At 60.9% G+C, this 15,279-nt stretch carries 13 protein-coding genes and 1 tRNA gene; 8 read left to right on the top strand and 6 right to left on the bottom strand.

Annotated features, from left to right (window positions below; translation table 11 throughout):
* Positions 1-14: 14 nt before the first annotated feature.
* Positions 15-995 (bottom strand): GlxA family transcriptional regulator, encoded by a 981-nt coding sequence (locus ACLH0H_RS24740; RefSeq protein ID WP_411382462.1) that lies wholly within the window; start codon positions 993-995, stop codon positions 15-17.
* A 341-nt stretch (positions 996-1,336) separates the two neighbouring features.
* The gene (locus ACLH0H_RS24735) at positions 1,337-1,945 is read right to left on the bottom strand and encodes a LysE family translocator (protein WP_076953898.1); all 609 of its coding nucleotides are present in this window, start codon (positions 1,943-1,945) and stop codon (positions 1,337-1,339) included.
* Positions 1,946-2,544: 599 nt separating this feature from the next.
* Between ACLH0H_RS24735 and gcvA the strand changes: the two genes are divergently transcribed.
* From gcvA to ACLH0H_RS24715, 4 genes are all read left to right on the top strand, one after another.
* On the top strand, positions 2,545-3,450 hold the full coding sequence (gene gcvA / locus ACLH0H_RS24730; protein ID WP_411380036.1) for a transcriptional regulator GcvA: 906 nt from the start codon (positions 2,545-2,547) through the stop codon (positions 3,448-3,450).
* Positions 3,451-3,525: 75 nt separating this feature from the next.
* A complete protein-coding gene (locus ACLH0H_RS24725) occupies positions 3,526-4,353 on the top strand; it encodes an EamA family transporter (protein ID WP_411380035.1) in 828 nt (275 codons plus the stop codon).
* Positions 4,354-4,380: 27 nt separating this feature from the next.
* Positions 4,381-5,142 carry an SDR family oxidoreductase gene (locus tag ACLH0H_RS24720; RefSeq protein ID WP_411380034.1) on the top strand — a complete coding sequence of 254 codons (762 nt, stop codon included), beginning with the start codon at positions 4,381-4,383 and terminating at the stop codon, positions 5,140-5,142.
* 64 nt (positions 5,143-5,206) lie between these two features.
* Positions 5,207-5,461, top strand: coding sequence for a hypothetical protein (locus tag ACLH0H_RS24715; RefSeq protein ID WP_411380033.1), 255 nt, complete (start codon positions 5,207-5,209; stop codon positions 5,459-5,461).
* Positions 5,462-6,036: 575 nt separating this feature from the next.
* Here the strand turns inward: ACLH0H_RS24715 and ACLH0H_RS24710 are convergent.
* Positions 6,037-6,984 carry a helix-turn-helix transcriptional regulator gene (locus ACLH0H_RS24710; protein WP_411380032.1) on the bottom strand — a complete coding sequence of 316 codons (948 nt, stop codon included), beginning with the start codon at positions 6,982-6,984 and terminating at the stop codon, positions 6,037-6,039.
* Between the two features lie 173 nt (positions 6,985-7,157).
* Between ACLH0H_RS24710 and ACLH0H_RS24705 the strand changes: the two genes are divergently transcribed.
* From ACLH0H_RS24705 to ACLH0H_RS24695, 3 genes are read left to right on the top strand one after another with little or no spacing between them, the layout of a single operon-like run.
* Positions 7,158-7,586, top strand: a complete 429-nt coding sequence (locus ACLH0H_RS24705) for a hypothetical protein (RefSeq protein ID WP_411380031.1) — start codon at positions 7,158-7,160, stop codon at positions 7,584-7,586.
* 3 nt (positions 7,587-7,589) lie between these two features.
* Positions 7,590-8,951, top strand: coding sequence for a M48 family metallopeptidase (locus ACLH0H_RS24700; RefSeq protein WP_411380030.1), 1,362 nt, complete (start codon positions 7,590-7,592; stop codon positions 8,949-8,951).
* 3 nt (positions 8,952-8,954) lie between these two features.
* Positions 8,955-9,623 carry a hypothetical protein gene (locus ACLH0H_RS24695; protein WP_411380029.1) on the top strand — a complete coding sequence of 223 codons (669 nt, stop codon included), beginning with the start codon at positions 8,955-8,957 and terminating at the stop codon, positions 9,621-9,623.
* Between the two features lie 110 nt (positions 9,624-9,733).
* On the opposite strand, the gene ACLH0H_RS24690 is transcribed toward ACLH0H_RS24695, so the two are convergent.
* Positions 9,734-10,807 carry a DUF1176 domain-containing protein gene (locus tag ACLH0H_RS24690; protein WP_411380028.1) on the bottom strand — a complete coding sequence of 358 codons (1,074 nt, stop codon included), beginning with the start codon at positions 10,805-10,807 and terminating at the stop codon, positions 9,734-9,736.
* A 485-nt stretch (positions 10,808-11,292) separates the two neighbouring features.
* Here ACLH0H_RS24690 and ACLH0H_RS24685 point away from each other — a divergent pair, with 485 nt between their 5' ends.
* The gene (locus ACLH0H_RS24685) at positions 11,293-12,507 is read left to right on the top strand and encodes an aldose 1-epimerase family protein (RefSeq protein ID WP_411380027.1); all 1,215 of its coding nucleotides are present in this window, start codon (positions 11,293-11,295) and stop codon (positions 12,505-12,507) included.
* Between the two features lie 169 nt (positions 12,508-12,676).
* Here the strand turns inward: ACLH0H_RS24685 and ACLH0H_RS24680 are convergent.
* Positions 12,677-12,750 (bottom strand) — tRNA-Cys (locus tag ACLH0H_RS24680).
* Between the two features lie 212 nt (positions 12,751-12,962).
* Positions 12,963-15,239, bottom strand: a complete 2,277-nt coding sequence (locus ACLH0H_RS24675) for an acylase (RefSeq protein ID WP_411380026.1) — start codon at positions 15,237-15,239, stop codon at positions 12,963-12,965.
* Positions 15,240-15,279 lie beyond the last annotated feature (40 nt).

The raw sequence follows: 15,279 nt of genomic DNA, 5'->3' as shown, positions 1-15,279 counted from the left end.
GAGCAGTCGGAATGTTACTTCACCAACCGCTTTTCCTTGGAGGGGCGATAGCCGAAATACGAGCTGTAGCACTTGCTGAAATGGCTCGGCGAAACAAACCCGCATGCCACCAGCACCTCCACTTGGGACAACTCTGTGTGCTGCAACAGCCGCCGGGCTTCGGTGACGCGCAGTTCCATGTAGTAGCGCTGCGGCGTGGTGCCCAGTTGTTCCTTGAACAACCGCTCGAGCTGGCGCCGGGAGCGGCCGGCGTAAACGGCCAACTGGTCCAGTTCCAGGGGTTCTTCGAGGTTGGCGTCCATCAGTTTCACGACTTCACGCAGCGGCGCGCTGACGCTGATGTTTTCGGTGGGCTTGATGCGCCGGTAACGCGATTCTTCGAAGGCCAGGATGTCTTCAATGCCTTCGACCAGGGCTTTGTCGTGCAGGCCCTTGATCCAGTCCAGCGCCATATGGAACGCGCCGGAGGGGCTGGAAGCAGTGAGGCGGTCGCGGTCGATCACGTAGGGTTCGCTGGTGACGTGGGTGGCTTTTGACACCTCCGCCAGGGCCGGGCGATGTTCGGGATGGATGGCGCAGCGATAGCCTTGCAGCAAGCCGGCGCGGCCAAGAAACCAGGCGCCGTTCCACAGGCCGGCGAGGCTGATGCCGTGTTCGGCGGCGCTGCGCATCAGGTGGATGAAGTCGTCGCTGGCTTTGAGTTCAGTGCGAAAGCCACCGCAGATCACCAGCAACGTAAGATCTTGCAGGGCCGCCGCATCGAGGCGCGCGTCGGGGCGGATCACCAGGCCCAGGTCGCTGATGACTTCGCCATCGTCCCAGCCGAAGGTGCGCGAGGCGAACAATTCGGGGCGCAGCAGGTTGGCGGTGACGAGGGTGTCGAGGGTCTGGGTGAATGCGGGCAGGGAAAAATGTTCAAGCAACAGGAAGCCGACGCGGGTGACCGACGCCGGCTGCTGGGTTTCGTTGAGGTAGCGCAGGTTCTTGCCTTTCATGCCGCCGCTGAATTGACGTCTTTCCATCGAGGGTTGGCCCACTCTTATTGTTGATGCAATGGCGCCATCTTAGGGGCAAACGCGTCGGCTGTCTCAGGCGCTGAGCTGGAAAAAACCGCAACCGCGCAGAGCCCACGGCAGAACAGCGGCAGACGCATCTGATACGGTTTTTTCTTTGCTATCTGCCTCTGTATCGAAAAGACGCCGGGACGGACAATGGCGCCTTCCCCACCCCCCTTCCTTTCGGAGGCCTTATGACCAAGATGGCACTTTTCCTGTTCGGCTTTTTGGTATTGACCATCGGCATCGGCCTGCTGGCTACCATCTCGCCGGTTTGAGCCTCAAGCCACAAACAACATGGGGTACAACGACAGCACCAGCAAGCCGGCCATGGACCAGTTGAACAGCCGCACCCAGCGCGGGTCACGCAGCACAGTGCGCAAGCCGCTGCCGCAGCCGACCCACACGCACACGCTAGGCAAGTTGACCACGGCGAACACCAGCGCAATCACCAGCACATTGGTGACGTAGCCCTCGGCCGGCGTATAAGTGGTGATTGCCCCCAGCGCCATGATCCAGGCCTTGGGGTTGACCCACTGGAACGCTGCCGCGCCGAGGAAGGTCATGGGCTTGCCCTGTTCATCGGGGCTGTCGGACAGGCCGCCCGCCGTTGCGATCTTCCACGCCAGGTACAACAAATACGCGGCCCCTACGTAACGCAGCACCGTGTAGGCCCACGGAAACACCTTGAATACTTCGCCCAACCCCAGGCCCACCGAAATCACCAGCACCATGAAACCGATGCTGATCCCCAGCGCATGCGGCATCGAGCGGCGGAACCCGAAGTTCACCCCCGAGGCCAGCAACATGGTGTTATTGGGCCCCGGCGTGATCGAAGACACGAAGGCGAACAGCACAAACGCTGACAGCAGGCTGGTAGACATAGACATGACGCGGCATCCAAAAGGTGTGATATGCCTGCGACAGTAGAGCGTTATCGAGCGCCCCGCCCCGTACAGCCATTGCACGATTGAGGCATACACTTTTTTACCGAAGCTTTCACAAAGCTTTCACAGACGACGCCCTATGGTGAACCCAGCTCCTAGTGAACATCCCTTTAGCCCGCGCTCCCCACGCGGGCTTTTCTTTGTCCGGGGTTAAGTTTGTGTACGGCACAACCCCTAGCGTAGTGAGCGGGCTTGCCCCAATGCCGGTCAATTAAGCGAACGCGATGCTCAAAGCACCGTAGATCAAATGTGGGAGCGGGCTTGCTCGCGAAAGCGGTGGTTCAGTGAAGGCATAGTTGACTGACACACCGCTTTCGCGAGCAAGCCCGCTCCCACAGGGTATCTGCGCTTAACTGACTTGCATTGGGGCTTGTCCCGCTGGGGGCGCAGCCGCCCCAAACCAGGCGACTCGGCTTTTACTGAAACCCCAAGGTGTCTTTGTTGGGGCGGCTGCGCCCCCCAGCGCGGGGCAAGCCCGCTCACTACAGAAAACCGTTACCATGAGGCTTGACTCATGGAAGCTGATCGCTGGGACCCAATCGATGAGAGACCTACCGCCAACCGCCACCCTACGCGCTTTCGAAGTTGCCACCCGGCATGCCACCTTCACCTCGGCTTCAGAAGAGCTGCACGTCACCCAGAGCGCTGTCAGCCATCAGTTGAAGCACCTCGAAGAGCTCTGGGGCTTGCAGCTGTTCCAGCGTGGGAAATCGTTGCGACTGACCCCGGCCGGTGCCGCGCTGGCGCCGATCGTGCGTGAGTTTTTCACCAACCTTACGGCCACGCTGTCTGACCTGCGGGAACAAAAAGGCAGGGTCCGGCTCAAGGTCAGCACCACCTACTCGTTCGCACTCAAATGGCTGCTCCCCAGGTTGCCCAGCCTGTCGCAGCAGCACCCGGAAATCCTGATCACGCTCGAGACCAGCGACAAGGCGATCAAATTCTCCAGTGCGGATTCCGACGTGGCGATCCGCCTGGGCAACGGTAATTACCCCGGCCTGCACGCGGAGTTCCTGCTCAGGGAACAGATTTTTCCCGTGGCCAGCCCCGACCTGCTCAGCCGTTTCGGCACCCCGCACGAGCCCGCCGAGCTGCTGCGCTATCCGCTGCTGACGCGTGACGGCGCGGACTTGGTGCCCAAGTGGGAAGCCTGGTTCGAGCATGTCGGCGTCGGCATTGGCGCACTGAATGAAAGCGTCAGGTTTGCCGACACCAACATGACCATCGAGGCGGCGTTGCTGGGCCAGGGCATTGCCTTGGTCCGCAGCGGCCACGTTGAAGCCCAGATCAACGACGGTCGCCTGGTCAGGTTGTTCGAGGTGCCCTTCGCATCGCCGGTCGCCTACTATTTTGTCTGCCCCAAAGGCGTCGAGTCCCAGCCTCACATCATCAACTTTCGTCACTGGTTGCTGGAAGAGTCGACGCGAGCCCAACACAGCTATCGCTGAAGCATGAGCAATGGCTCATGGCAGGATGAGGGAACTTTGCTTTCAAACTGCCGATACTGATGCCTACTATTGCGCATGCCCTTGCCTATCGTAGTACTCATCCTTTTCGCCGCGCTGCTGCATGCCAGCTGGAACGCGCTGCTGCGTGCCGGCAACGACAGGCTGTGGTCGATGTCCGTGATGTGCCTGGCGGTCGCGGTCGCCAGCGCCGGCATCGCCCTGTTCCTGCCGGCGCCAGCCGTGGCCAGTTGGCCGTACGCCGTTCTGTCGGGCGTGTTGCACGTGGGTTACAACCTGTTCCTGGTGCGCAGCTACAAAGTCGGCGACCTCGGGCAAACCTACCCGATTGCCCGGGGCTCCTCGCCTATCCTGATCACGCTGTTCGCATTGGCCTTTGCCGACGAGACGGTGAGCACCAGCGCGCTATTTGGGATTGCCTTGGTCTCGGGCGGCATTATTTCACTGGCTTTCAAACAGGGCAGGCTGGCCGTGCCCAGCCTGCCCTACGCCCTGGGTACGGGTTGTTTCATTGCGGCCTACAGCGTCACGGATGGCATCGGCGCACGCCTGTCTGGCGCACCGCTGGCCTACACCGCGTGGATGTGCGCGCTCTGGGGCGTGCTGATGCCATTGGTGTACATCAGCCTGCGCGATGCACGCAGCCTGTTTGCCCAGCGACCGGGATTCATCACGGCCTTGGCGGGCGGGCTGGTGTCCCTGCTGGCTTACGGCATTGTTATCTATGCCATGGCTGAAGCGCCCATGGGCGCCGTTTCGGCCCTGCGCGAAACCAGCGTAGTGTTTGCGGCATTGATCGGTTACCTCTTCCTTGGCGAGTCGCTGAGCGTTCGCAAAATGCTGGCGTGCGTGGTCATTGCCAGCGGCACGATGCTGATCGGCTGACCTTCACCCCTCACAAAGGTACGACAAATGGATACTGTCTCTTCAGCTCCCCTGATTCTGATCACCGGCGCAAGCCGAGGTGTGGGCGCGGCCACGGCGCGACTTGCGGCCGCGCAAGGCTACGACGTGGCGATCAGCTACGTGAGCAACGAGGCCGCCGCACTGGGCGTGGTGGCTGATGTAAAAGCACTCGGCCGCCGCGCCCTGGCCATACGCGCCGACAGTGCCGACCCGGATCAGGTCACGCAACTGTTCGTCGCCATTGACCAGACATTTGGCCGAATCGACGTGCTGGTCAACAACGCAGCCATCATCGGGCTGCAATCGCGCTTCGAAGACCTAGACTTCCCCCGCATGCAACGCATCTTCGCGATCAACGCCATCGGCCCGATGCTGTGCGCGCAGCAGGCAGTCAGACGCATGTCGTTTCGTCACAACGGCAAGGGCGGCAGCGTGATCAATATATCCTCAGGCGCCGCCCGCCTCGGCAGCCCGAATGAATATGTGGACTACGCAGCGTCGAAAGGCGCCCTGGAGACGTTCACCATCGGCCTGTCCAAGGAAGTCGCGCGCGAAGGTATACGCGTCAACTGCATACGCCCAGGGCATATCTACACCGACATGCACGCCAGCGGCGGCGAACCCGGCCGCGTGGACCGCGTCAAGGACAGCATCCCGATGGGCCGCGGCGGCCAACCCGAAGAAGTGGCACGCGCGGTGCTCTGGCTGGCGGGTGCAGAGGCGTCGTTTATTACCGGGACCTTTTTGGATGTAACGGGGGGTAAGTGAGCCGTCGGACCGACAGCGGCATTTACACCAGCCGATCGTGAACGCAAGCGACCAGGAAGACAAAATGGAAGAGTTGATACAAGGGCTCGACGGGCCCAGGACCGCTCAGCAGGCGTTGTTTTATGACCTGGAAGATGCAGCGGCGGTGATCGGGTGGTCGGTGGTTGAATTGACCGCGATGGCGGCAGCCGGCAGAACGCCGAATGAAGCCGCAGCCCTGATAAAGATCTGCGCGCTGCTGACGGCGCAGCAGGAGAAAATCAGTGGGTATGCGGGTGAGGTGAAAGAGCAGCGCGTCGTCAGATATTCAGCCATATAGACAGATAGGGTGCAGGGGTGTAGCGGCGTAGAAAACGAAGAAACCCGGCGCACTGGCCGGGTTTGATGAAGTTCTACGTGTCCGGATTGGGTCTAACGGGCTCCGCCATTGTCGCGGTCGGTCTGGGCGTCCTGATCCGATCCCGGGTTGCCAGGTGGCGGGTTCCAATCTGACGGCTTCTCGCCGGTCCCCTGCTTGGGCTCGGACTCGGCCTGATCAAGACCGGACTCATGACCCTCGCCCGCATCAGGCGCTTCTTTTTTAGGTCCAGGGTATGGCGCTGCAGGCCCGTTGTTGTCATCCACCATAAATCACCTCCTATCGGTAGCGCAGGGTTGCGCATACGGTTGAGAGCGTTTGCGTGGACGAAAAGTGCTATTGCCTCGACGAGTGGCCTCCCCTTCAACGAGCTGATCGACTGGGCTCCATCAGGGCTCCCTTTTTAGCACCAGGATGTATCGCGCTAATGCTCGCACGTTTCGTTAGAGAGCGCTGACGATGCGCGGTGCAAGATGCCAAGAATTGAGCTTTTGGGCGTACTGATGCGTAAGGCGCCAGAGTAGGCGTAGCGAACGTCAGGATTCAGCCCCTGGCGGATGGCCGAAATAGGCCTTATAGGCATGGTTGAAGTTGGCAGGGTTAGCGTAGCCCAGACGGTGGGCAATCTGTGCCACGTGCCATTTGCGCTGGCGCAGCAGGTTTCGCGCCAGTTCCAGGCGTTGTTGGCGCACGTAATCGAGCATCGACTGGCCGTACACCCGGCTGAAGGCACGTCTGAGGGTGGTCTCGCCCACGCCCAGTTCCCGTGCCAGCGCCAGCGTGCCGGGTGGGGTCATCAGGTTGGCGTCGAGCTTGAAGCGTGCTTCGTGTGCCAGGTCCGAATGGCTGCGCGACGCGGCCACTGGGTTGGCCGGCTGTGGCGCCAGATGCGTCGCCAGCTCGACCAGCACGGCCAGGCTCAGGCTTTCCTGATTCAGCCGCTCCAACGTCCCTTGGTAGGGCGAGTGATAAAGGCGCTCGAACAAACGCCCGACGACACGACAGCCGTGCAGTGCTGAAAAGTGCATGCCATCGTCGAGCAACCTGGCCAGCGATTGCAGTGACGGGTCTTCTTCGGCCAATTCGCGTAGATAGTCGGCGCCGATGCGCAGCCCGGCCATGCGCGCACGGCTGCCGGCAGGCATCTGATCCATGGCTTCCATGCTTTCGCTCAAGCCCAGCACATGAGGCGCGCCGGGGGTGTATTGATTGAGTCGACCATCTACCCGATGCAGCCATTGCCCACCCAGTACCTGCACGATGCACACGCTGTCGGGCAGCACTTTGTGGATGCGTAACGGTTCGGGGAACTGCAAATCGCAGTCGAAATACTGCAGGTGCGACCGCACCGTCTGCGCGCGGTAATGGCCGATAGCGCTGCCCATGACCTGCCGCGCGCTGGCATCGAATACACCGGCCTGGTCCAGGGCCTCTGGGTGATCGAAGCAGAAGTGGGTGTCCAGATAGGGGTTGCGGCGGTCCATTGGCAAAAGCGTCCGTCAGGGCGGGTGGGCAGCGTTGCATGATATCGACATCGGGCAGCCCGATCAGTTGTTGTGAGTCACGGCCTCATTGTTGTGCGCCGCGGCCAGACCGCTTGGCAGGCGCCGCAGCTTTGATTTCAATGCTCGGCTTTGGACTGTCGAGGAAGCCATAAATGTTGATGTATCGCAAGTGGGCAGCGTTGCTGGGCTTGGTTCTGACCGTGATTGCGGGGGTCGCCCATGCTGACAACCGCCCGGAAGTCGCAGAAAAAGTGCTGGCCTATGCCGGCGAAGGCGGCGTGAAAGTCTGGACCCTGCGCATCGGTGCGCGCGGTGACAATCAGGCGCTGGTGCAGGTAGAGGGCGTGGACCATGACTGGAACATGAAGATCCAGAAGATGGCCGTGGAAAAGACCAGCAAGGACACCCGCTATTCCACCACCGTGGACGGCCAGAAATTTGTGGTGCTGGTGCTGCAACAAGGCTGGGGCGAGCTGTACCTGCCTGGTGAATCGCAGGCGCTGAACGTCGGCTATGACGAGTTCCTCTCCAGCCAAGGCAATGCACAGGCTTTTTTGACCGATTATTTGCAGGCCAACTGAGCCATGGGCCGATTCGCGCGGTGGTCGTGGCCGCTGACGATGTTCCTGCTGCCGCTGGTACTGATGGGCTGGGCCAGTGTGCAAAGCGGGCGCGTCGATGACATGCTGCGCGAAGTACCGGGTCTGGGCAGCGACTACGCGTGGCTGCGCGTGCGTCAGCTGCTGGCAGGGTTGGCCTACTGGCTGGCCCTTGCCGCGTTGGTGGCCGGGCCTGCGACGTGGCTCAAGCTGAGGCTGGATGCCTGGCGCGCGCTGAAGTCCAGGGATTTTCTCTACGACCGCCTGTTCCTCTGCTGGCGTGCCTTGGGGCATTGGCTGGTGGCATACACCGGGCTGTTGGTGGGCGCGTTGGCGCTGAGTCTGTTGTATGAACTGAGCTGGGGCTGGAGCCACTTCCAGGCCGGTGGTGGGTTCATGCTGGTGGTGGCGGTGCCGCTGGTGGCGGTGCTGTGGGCGGGATGTTTGTTGATCGGGCGTCTACGCCAGCAATGGCATGCCTTGGATAGCCCCTCCTCGGCGCTGCTGGGGCAAAGGATCGGGCGTGACAAGGCCCCGGCCTTGTGGGCGTGGATTGAACAACTGGCCACAGCCACCTATGCGCCTGTGCCCGACCATATAGTGGTGGGCATCGACCAATCGTTTTTCGTCACCAGCGTCGATGTGGTCCTGCAACCGGCCTGCGACTTGCTCTGCGGGCGTACCCTTTACCTGCCGCTGACCTACCTCTCGACCCTGAGTCAGGCCGAGACCGCATCGATCATCGGTCATGAGCTGGGTCATTTCAGCCGCCGCGACACCGAGCGGGGCAGTCAGATCGGTGCGCAGTTCAGCCTGATGTGCCTGCACTTTGCGTTTATCCATGCTGAGGATGCCGACCCGGCCTGGATCGAGCGTCCGGCGATCTGGATGACGCAACGTTTCCTGCATTACTTTCAACTGGCGGTGCATCACTGGGGCCGTGCTCAGGAATTGGTCGCGGATCGGGTGGGCGGCAACATCGGCGGTGAGCGCCTGTTCTGCCAGGCGCTGTTACGGGTGATCGCGTTGGACGGTGAAATCACCACGCTGCTCGCCGAGCGTCACTCCAACCTGATCCAGGCCCTGGCCGACCACCTGAGTCACACGCCGCTGCGCCTGAACGAGGCGGCGCTGGACCACGCCATCGAGCACCCTTTCGATACACACCCGCCGACGGCATTACGCCTCCAGCAACTGGGCGTAATGCTGGATGAGGCTCTGCTGGCCGAGGCCACCCGTGTGCCCACCCAACACGACCGACACTGGTTCAACCAACTCACCCGTACGGCGTCGCCGGCTGCCAAGCAGCCCGAATCACCGCCAATACCAACCGTCCAAGGAGAATGACCCATGACCCAAGCCTTCGATCCACTGTCGGATCTCGCCAGCGCACTCAGCCAGGAATATGCCGACGCCCGCGACGCCCAACACGCGCGTGCGATGGCCGAACTCGACCAGGTTATCCAGCGCGTACCCGAGCAGACCGAATTCACCAACTCGCGCCGGTACAAAGTGCGCGGCCCGCTGTTTTTGCTGATTGCCCTGGGCTTGCTGGGGTTCGCCCTGAATCGAGGGACCACCGGCCTGGCCGTCTGCGCTGCGGTGATGGCGGTGGTGTTTGTAGTGATCACTTGGCAGCACCGCAATGCCGGGCAACACGCGTTTATGCGCTTGACCCGACGCCAGCTGTTTGCGGACACCCTGAGCGCCCCGTTGGATCTGGTGGACATTGTCGACGTTTCCATCGGTGAGGAAGGCTGGCTGACGGTGCAGAAACTGATGTTGCGTCCCGATGCGCCCCTGCCTGTTCATCGCTCCGCGCGACAGCTGTTCGGCAACCAGGCCCTGGCCCTGAAAAAGCCCCAGCCGCACATCCGCATCCAATCTGCCGGCCTGATGCATGAGGGCCTTAGCCTGGACTGCGACCAGGTCGCAGACATCCTCAACGCCTATTGCCAAGCCGCCCACGCACAACAACGTCTTGATGCGCTGCGCAAGGGCACTCAGCGCGATTCCTGAGTTCGTGACAGGCTCACCGAAACATCGCCGTCGCCCTCGTGTATCTGGCAGCTGGAAGATAGCGGTGCCATCGCCGGCAAGCCGGCTTCTTTTAGGGATATTCGACAGCATCAGCGGCTTGCTTGGGTGCGCCACAGCACAGGCCAATACAGTTGATCCAGCCCCATGCACGGGATCATTTCAGCCGCATGCGTCAGCGTGAAACCGTTACCATCGTAACGCCAGCGCAGCGCAGTGCCACAATTGCCCATACTCATCGCCCTTACCTGACTGCTAAGTTCACCCGTGGCCGGATCAAACTCTACGAAGCCCTGGGGCTCTCTTTCCGGCAGGCTTGGCACTTCGGCGATCAGCGCTGCACGCGCCTGCTCTGGGTGGTCCAGGGGCGCTTGGTAAATATTGTAGAAACAGTTGTAGCCGCCACAGCCGGTTTCGATGACCACTAGCGCTTGATCTGAACTCAAGGCATACGCCCTGGCTTTTGGCGCGATATCTTCATTCAGATCTTCTTGCCATGCCTTGCGTGTGGCAACCACCACGGCATCCGTGATCTCTTTTGCTTTGTCCGACGTCAGCGCAGCAGGTGCCTGCCAACTTGGCGCTATCGGAGCGACAGAGGCTTGCGGCACGCTGCCAGCAGGCGCCGGCCCCTTGGCGATCAGTGCGTCCTGCGTGCCGACCCGACCCTGAACCGAGTCCATCAGCAACAGCGCCGCACTCATCCCGCTTAGCGATGCATACGATTTGCCCTCCTCGAGCGGCAGCACCAGGTAGTTCCCGTTGCGCAACTCTGTGATCAGGGCTTGGGCTGACTGACCGTTCAGCGCAAACACCTCGGGTGTATCGCCTTCTTTCAGTTCGCCAGGTTCAAATTGAGCCTTCAGCGGTTTGTCATCAAGTGTTGGCTGGCCGCGGGGTTTTGTATAGCTGAACACCCCGACATGCAAGGCGCCCTGCGGGCCGGCTTCACGTGTGACGCGTACGCTGAACGTTGAAAAGCCAGTGTCATCGCGCTGCTGCACGGCACTGATGGCCGTGCATGTTCGTGTGTTATCGCAGCCAATAATCCAGTCCTTGATCTCGCGCGCCAACGGAACCTTCTCGGCAGCGTGGACGCAGCCAATGCCTGCAGCCAAAAGGACTATGAAAGTGCTTCGTATCATCAGACAGACGCCTTTGAACAAGTAAACGCCTATTAGGACAGAACTCTTTGCTAATACCTATTGCATGGCCGTCAGTCACAACAGAATCGCTGCATTGAACAATCGGCACAATCTTCCAATCACCATTCACTCTACAACGCTAGTTTCCTACCTGCTTGTTGGTGGGGCAAACATACAAACGTACAAACGGGGTCAGACCACCCTTATCTACTTCAGGGTCTGACCCTGATTTCATTTTAGTGCCCAAGAATTGTCTCAGTGGCTGCGCCTGGCAAAAATCCGCAGGTACAAAAAAGCCCCTTCACCTGATGGCTGCGGGGCTTTCAGGATATTTAGTCGTTTCAGGACAAGAAGGGGGGCGGACCGGGCCGGGTCTTCACAGAGCCAGGATGAAACCTTTGGCCGATTGCTGTCTCCCCCAAGACCGGCTGTGGCTCGATTTTTAGCTTGCTGAAACGTTTCATCCCCTTTATAAAAATGCCACAACTCCAAGAAAGGCTGCCGCCATGACCCCGCTCAAACTCATTGTTGCCCTCAGCGCACTGTCCGCTGCCTCCCACGCCATGGCCTGGGATTACGTTCTGCTCGACACTGATAAAGCCGCCCAAAGCTGGCAGATCACCAGTCAGCAACTCGGAATAAACACCGACAAACCCTTCAGCGTTACCCTGCGCACGTTACACGGCGGTCGGCAGGAGGGCGTCAGCATCGTCGACATCGATAACGGCACGATGAAACTCTCGGTAGTGCCGACTCGCGGAATGAACGTCTTGCAGGCTTCGGTCGGCAATGTGCGCATGGGATGGGATTCTCCGGTCAAGGAGGTGGTCAATCCGTCTTTCATCGAACTCAATGGCCGCGCAGGTCTGGGTTGGTTGGAAGGGTTCAATGAGCTGGTCACCCGCTGCGGATACGAATGGGTCGGCCACCCCGGCGTCGACAATGGCGAACTGCTGACCCTGCACGGTCGGGCCGCCAACATTCCTGCGAACAAAGTCACCCTGCATATCGATGAAAAACCACCTTACGCCATCACCCTGCGCGGCGAACTGAAAGAGCAGGCGTTCAAGAAGGTCGACTTCTCGGTCGCGACCGAACTGGTCACCGAACCCGGCAGCGTCGTGTTCACCCTCAACGATACCCTGACCAACAACGGCGACTATCCGAAGGAATACCAGGCGCTGTATCACAGCAACTTCAGCACCCCGTTTCTGGAACAGGGCGCTCGTTTCGTCGCGCCGGTGAAACAGGTGTCGCCGTTCAACGACAAGGCCAAGGACGATCTGCCCGGCTGGCAAACCTACCGCGCACCGACCAGGGATTACGACGAAACGGTGTACAACGTGGTGCCGTATGCCGATGCCAAAGGCGATACGTTGACCGTGTTGCATAACAAGGCAGGCAGCCTGGGCGTTTCGGTCGGCTTCAATACCCAGACACTGCCCGTGTTTTCCCTGTGGAAAAACACCGATACCCAAGGCCAGGGCTATGTCACGGGACTGGAGCCGGGGACAAGTTTTTCCTACAACCGCCGTTATCAGCGGCCACTGAATCTGGTACCGACAATTGGGCCCAAGGAACACAAGCAGTTCCGCATCAGCTACAGCCTGTTGGTGGATAAGGCGGCGGTGGATAAAGCCATGAAGCAGGTAAGCGACATTCAGGATGGGCGGGAGACTGAGGTGCGGCAGACGCCGTTGGTTGATCTGACCAAGGGGTGACATTGCCTGCGGCATTGTGGCCCGGTACTGCAGCCCCCCGGCTAGATATTCGCGCCTGATCCCGTCGGTTTGCTCAAGGTCCGCCAGCGTGCGCGACCTTGAGCAGTCGATGGCTGCATCGCAGACAATAAAAAACCCCGTAGACGTTAATCTACGGGGTTTCCAAGAGTGGAGGCCGAGGTCGGAATCGAACCGGCGTAGGCGGATTTGCAATCCGCTGCATAACCATTTTGCTACTCGGCCTCAAACGCTGAATGCCTCAATTACCGGCACTCAACGCATAAAAACTTGAGCGGGCCATAAAGCCATGCCTCTACTCTAACTCATTGAATACATTGAGGTTTTTAATGCCTCGTTGCGTTCGATGGGCGCCATTATGTACGTATTTACCCATGCGTGCAACCCCTTGATTTCGAAAATATTTCGCATTGGCATCAAGGGGTTGCATGCCTGCCCTACTCCTTGATGTGCAGCTGTTGGTACTGCGGATCAGCCTTGATCTGGGCTTCGGTGAAGGGCAGCGGGTGCAGTTGTTTGCGCGAGAAGGCTTGGGTCTGGTCTTTGGCGTAGGGGGAAGCGGGGTTGTCGGACTCGGAGAAGGCGAGCACGCCGGTGGCATTAGGGCCTTGGTCGTCGAAGGTGACGATTTGCAGGTAGCTGCTGCCGCTGACCACTTCGCGCTTGCCGTCGGCGCGGGGCACGGTTTGCATGGCGTTGTAGATGCCCAGTTCTTGTGGGCCGCCGTGGATCGGGGTTTGGCCGCTGACCTGGACGTCGCCCCAGGTGCTGTCGGCGCTCAAGCCGAGTTTGGCGACTTCGGCGCTGGAGGCCAGCATGGCTTCGCGCAGGGCTTTGGCCACGGCAGCGCGGTCGATGGCCAGGCCGCGTGGGGTGGTAAGGGGCCGGGCCGGGTTGAAGGCGACGCGCCAGGCATCGGGGATCTGCTGCAGCGATTGCATCAGGTTGATGAAGTGCACCAGGCCCAGGCCGCTGTCGAGGTTGGCGCGTCGGTCCCAGCTTTTCAGGCTGGTGCACAGGGCTGTGATGTCCGCGCCGAGGTGTTTGGCGCAGAACGTAAGCAGGTCGGGCATGACTTGCCCTGCCAGGTACACCTCGTTGTCCATCACCATGTTTTGCAGGTCGGCAACGCTGATGGGTTTATCCAGCGATTGCAGGCGTTGCAGGGCGAAGCGCGCGCGCGGGCCGAGGCCGATGTGGTCCTGGCTGATCACCGGGGAGAACCCGGTGAGCGGCGCCTCGGGGTTGGCCAGCCATGCCGAGTCGTTGGAATGCTGCACGTAGTCGCTGCGTTGCAGTTGCGGCAGTTGGTCGGCCGGGAAGATGCCGGGCTGGGCCGCGCGCGGGTCGATGTCCCAGGCGCAGGCGCTGTGGGCGCCGTCGAGCATGATCATTTGCAGGCCGGCGCGCGGGTCGCTGCATTGCGCCAGTTTGGTCGCGCTGACGTTGGGCACCACCGACTGGTTCATGTACAGGCTCTGGCCCTGGTCGTCGGCGGCCAGGGTGTTGACCCACGGAATGCCTTGCAGGCTGTGCACCGAGGTTTTCAGGGTTTCGAGGCTGTCGGCGCGGTTCATCGCGTACCATTGTTGCAGCACGCGGTCGTTGCCGAGGTTGGCGTCACGCAGGCTGAAAGCGTAGTGGCTGTCCCAGTCGAGTTTGCCCGGCCATTGCACCACCGGGCCGAATTGAGAGCTATAGACCGTGTGCGACTGGCTCTTGAGGCTGCCACCCGCCTGTTTGACCTGCACGCTCAGCGTGGTTTTATCCAGGGGGATGGATTTGCCATCGAGCATATAGCGCGTGGAGTCCTTGGGGTCCAGGGTCAGGCGGTACAGGGTGAAGTGCTTGGACGTGTCCACGGTATGGGTCCATGCCACATGCCGGTTAAAGCCGATATTGATCACCGGCAAGCCCGGCAACGCGGCGCCCATGACATCCAGTTGGCCGGGAATGGTCAGCTGCATTTGATAAAAACGCATGCCGCCCACCCACGGGAAGTGCGGATTGGCCAGCAACATGCCGCGCCCGTTGAATGACCGATCGCGCCCCACCGCCACCGCGTTACTGCCGCGGTCGAAGGCGAAGCGCTCGCGGTTGGCGGCGGCCAGCTCAAAGGCCTTAGCTGTGGACGCTACGCTGGCGGCCGCTTGGGGCGGTGTCGCGCCGACCAGGGCTTCGGCGAATTGGCCCACACCGCCTTCTACCAACAGTCTACGGGTCAATTTGACCACGTCTTCAGCCACCAGTGGCCGCACCCAGGCCGCCTGGCATTGCGCCGGAGCGCCCTGCTCTTTCAGATAGCGGTTATAGCCGGCCACATAGCCGTCAATGCGATGCTGCATCTGCGGGCTCTGCGCTTTCCAGAACGCGGCGACCGCTTCCGGCGTATTCAGCCAACTGAAGAACAGGTCGCTGGCCAGGTTGTTGCGTTCTTCCAGGGTCGCCTGCTCGGGGCCGAAGAACCGGGCGCGCTGGCCATTCACGGTGACGACTTCGTTGGCCAACAGGCACAGGTTGTCCTGCGCATAGGCGTAGCCGATGCCGAAGCCCAGGCCACGTTCATCGGTGGCGCGAATATGCGGTACGCCGTAACTGGTGCGACGGATATCCGCCGACGCCTGCATCACCGACTCCCGCGCCGAGGCCGCCAGGCTCGCCCCCAGCAACACCCCGGCCACACCTACCCTGGACAACCCTTTGGAAATAATCACGCGCACTCCACCGTCAGATTTAACCGTCTTACCAGGGGCA

The sequence above is a fragment of the Pseudomonas sp. MPB26 genome, assembly GCF_046605355.1.
GTDB classification, from domain to species: Bacteria; Pseudomonadota; Gammaproteobacteria; order Pseudomonadales; family Pseudomonadaceae; genus Aquipseudomonas; species Aquipseudomonas cedrina.
This window is presented reverse-complemented; position numbering and strand designations above follow the sequence as displayed.

Excerpts from the sequence above, each read along its gene's own strand:
- ACLH0H_RS24720 (WP_411380034.1), top strand. The coding sequence starts at position 4,381 with ATGGATACTGTCTCTTCAGCTCCCCTGATTCTGATCACCGGCGCAAGC.
- ACLH0H_RS24725 (WP_411380035.1), top strand. The coding sequence starts at position 3,526 with ATGCCCTTGCCTATCGTAGTACTCATCCTTTTCGCCGCGCTGCTGCAT.
- ACLH0H_RS24735 (WP_076953898.1), bottom strand. The coding sequence starts at position 1,945 with ATGTCTATGTCTACCAGCCTGCTGTCAGCGTTTGTGCTGTTCGCCTTC.
- ACLH0H_RS24740 (WP_411382462.1), bottom strand. The coding sequence starts at position 995 with ATGAAAGGCAAGAACCTGCGCTACCTCAACGAAACCCAGCAGCCGGCG.
- ACLH0H_RS24695 (WP_411380029.1), top strand. The coding sequence starts at position 8,955 with ATGACCCAAGCCTTCGATCCACTGTCGGATCTCGCCAGCGCACTCAGC.
- ACLH0H_RS24705 (WP_411380031.1), top strand. The coding sequence starts at position 7,158 with ATGTTGATGTATCGCAAGTGGGCAGCGTTGCTGGGCTTGGTTCTGACC.
- ACLH0H_RS24715 (WP_411380033.1), top strand. The coding sequence starts at position 5,207 with ATGGAAGAGTTGATACAAGGGCTCGACGGGCCCAGGACCGCTCAGCAG.
- ACLH0H_RS24700 (WP_411380030.1), top strand. The coding sequence starts at position 7,590 with ATGGGCCGATTCGCGCGGTGGTCGTGGCCGCTGACGATGTTCCTGCTG.
- ACLH0H_RS24685 (WP_411380027.1), top strand. The coding sequence starts at position 11,293 with ATGACCCCGCTCAAACTCATTGTTGCCCTCAGCGCACTGTCCGCTGCC.
- ACLH0H_RS24710 (WP_411380032.1), bottom strand. The coding sequence starts at position 6,984 with ATGGACCGCCGCAACCCCTATCTGGACACCCACTTCTGCTTCGATCAC.
- gcvA (WP_411380036.1), top strand. The coding sequence starts at position 2,545 with ATGAGAGACCTACCGCCAACCGCCACCCTACGCGCTTTCGAAGTTGCC.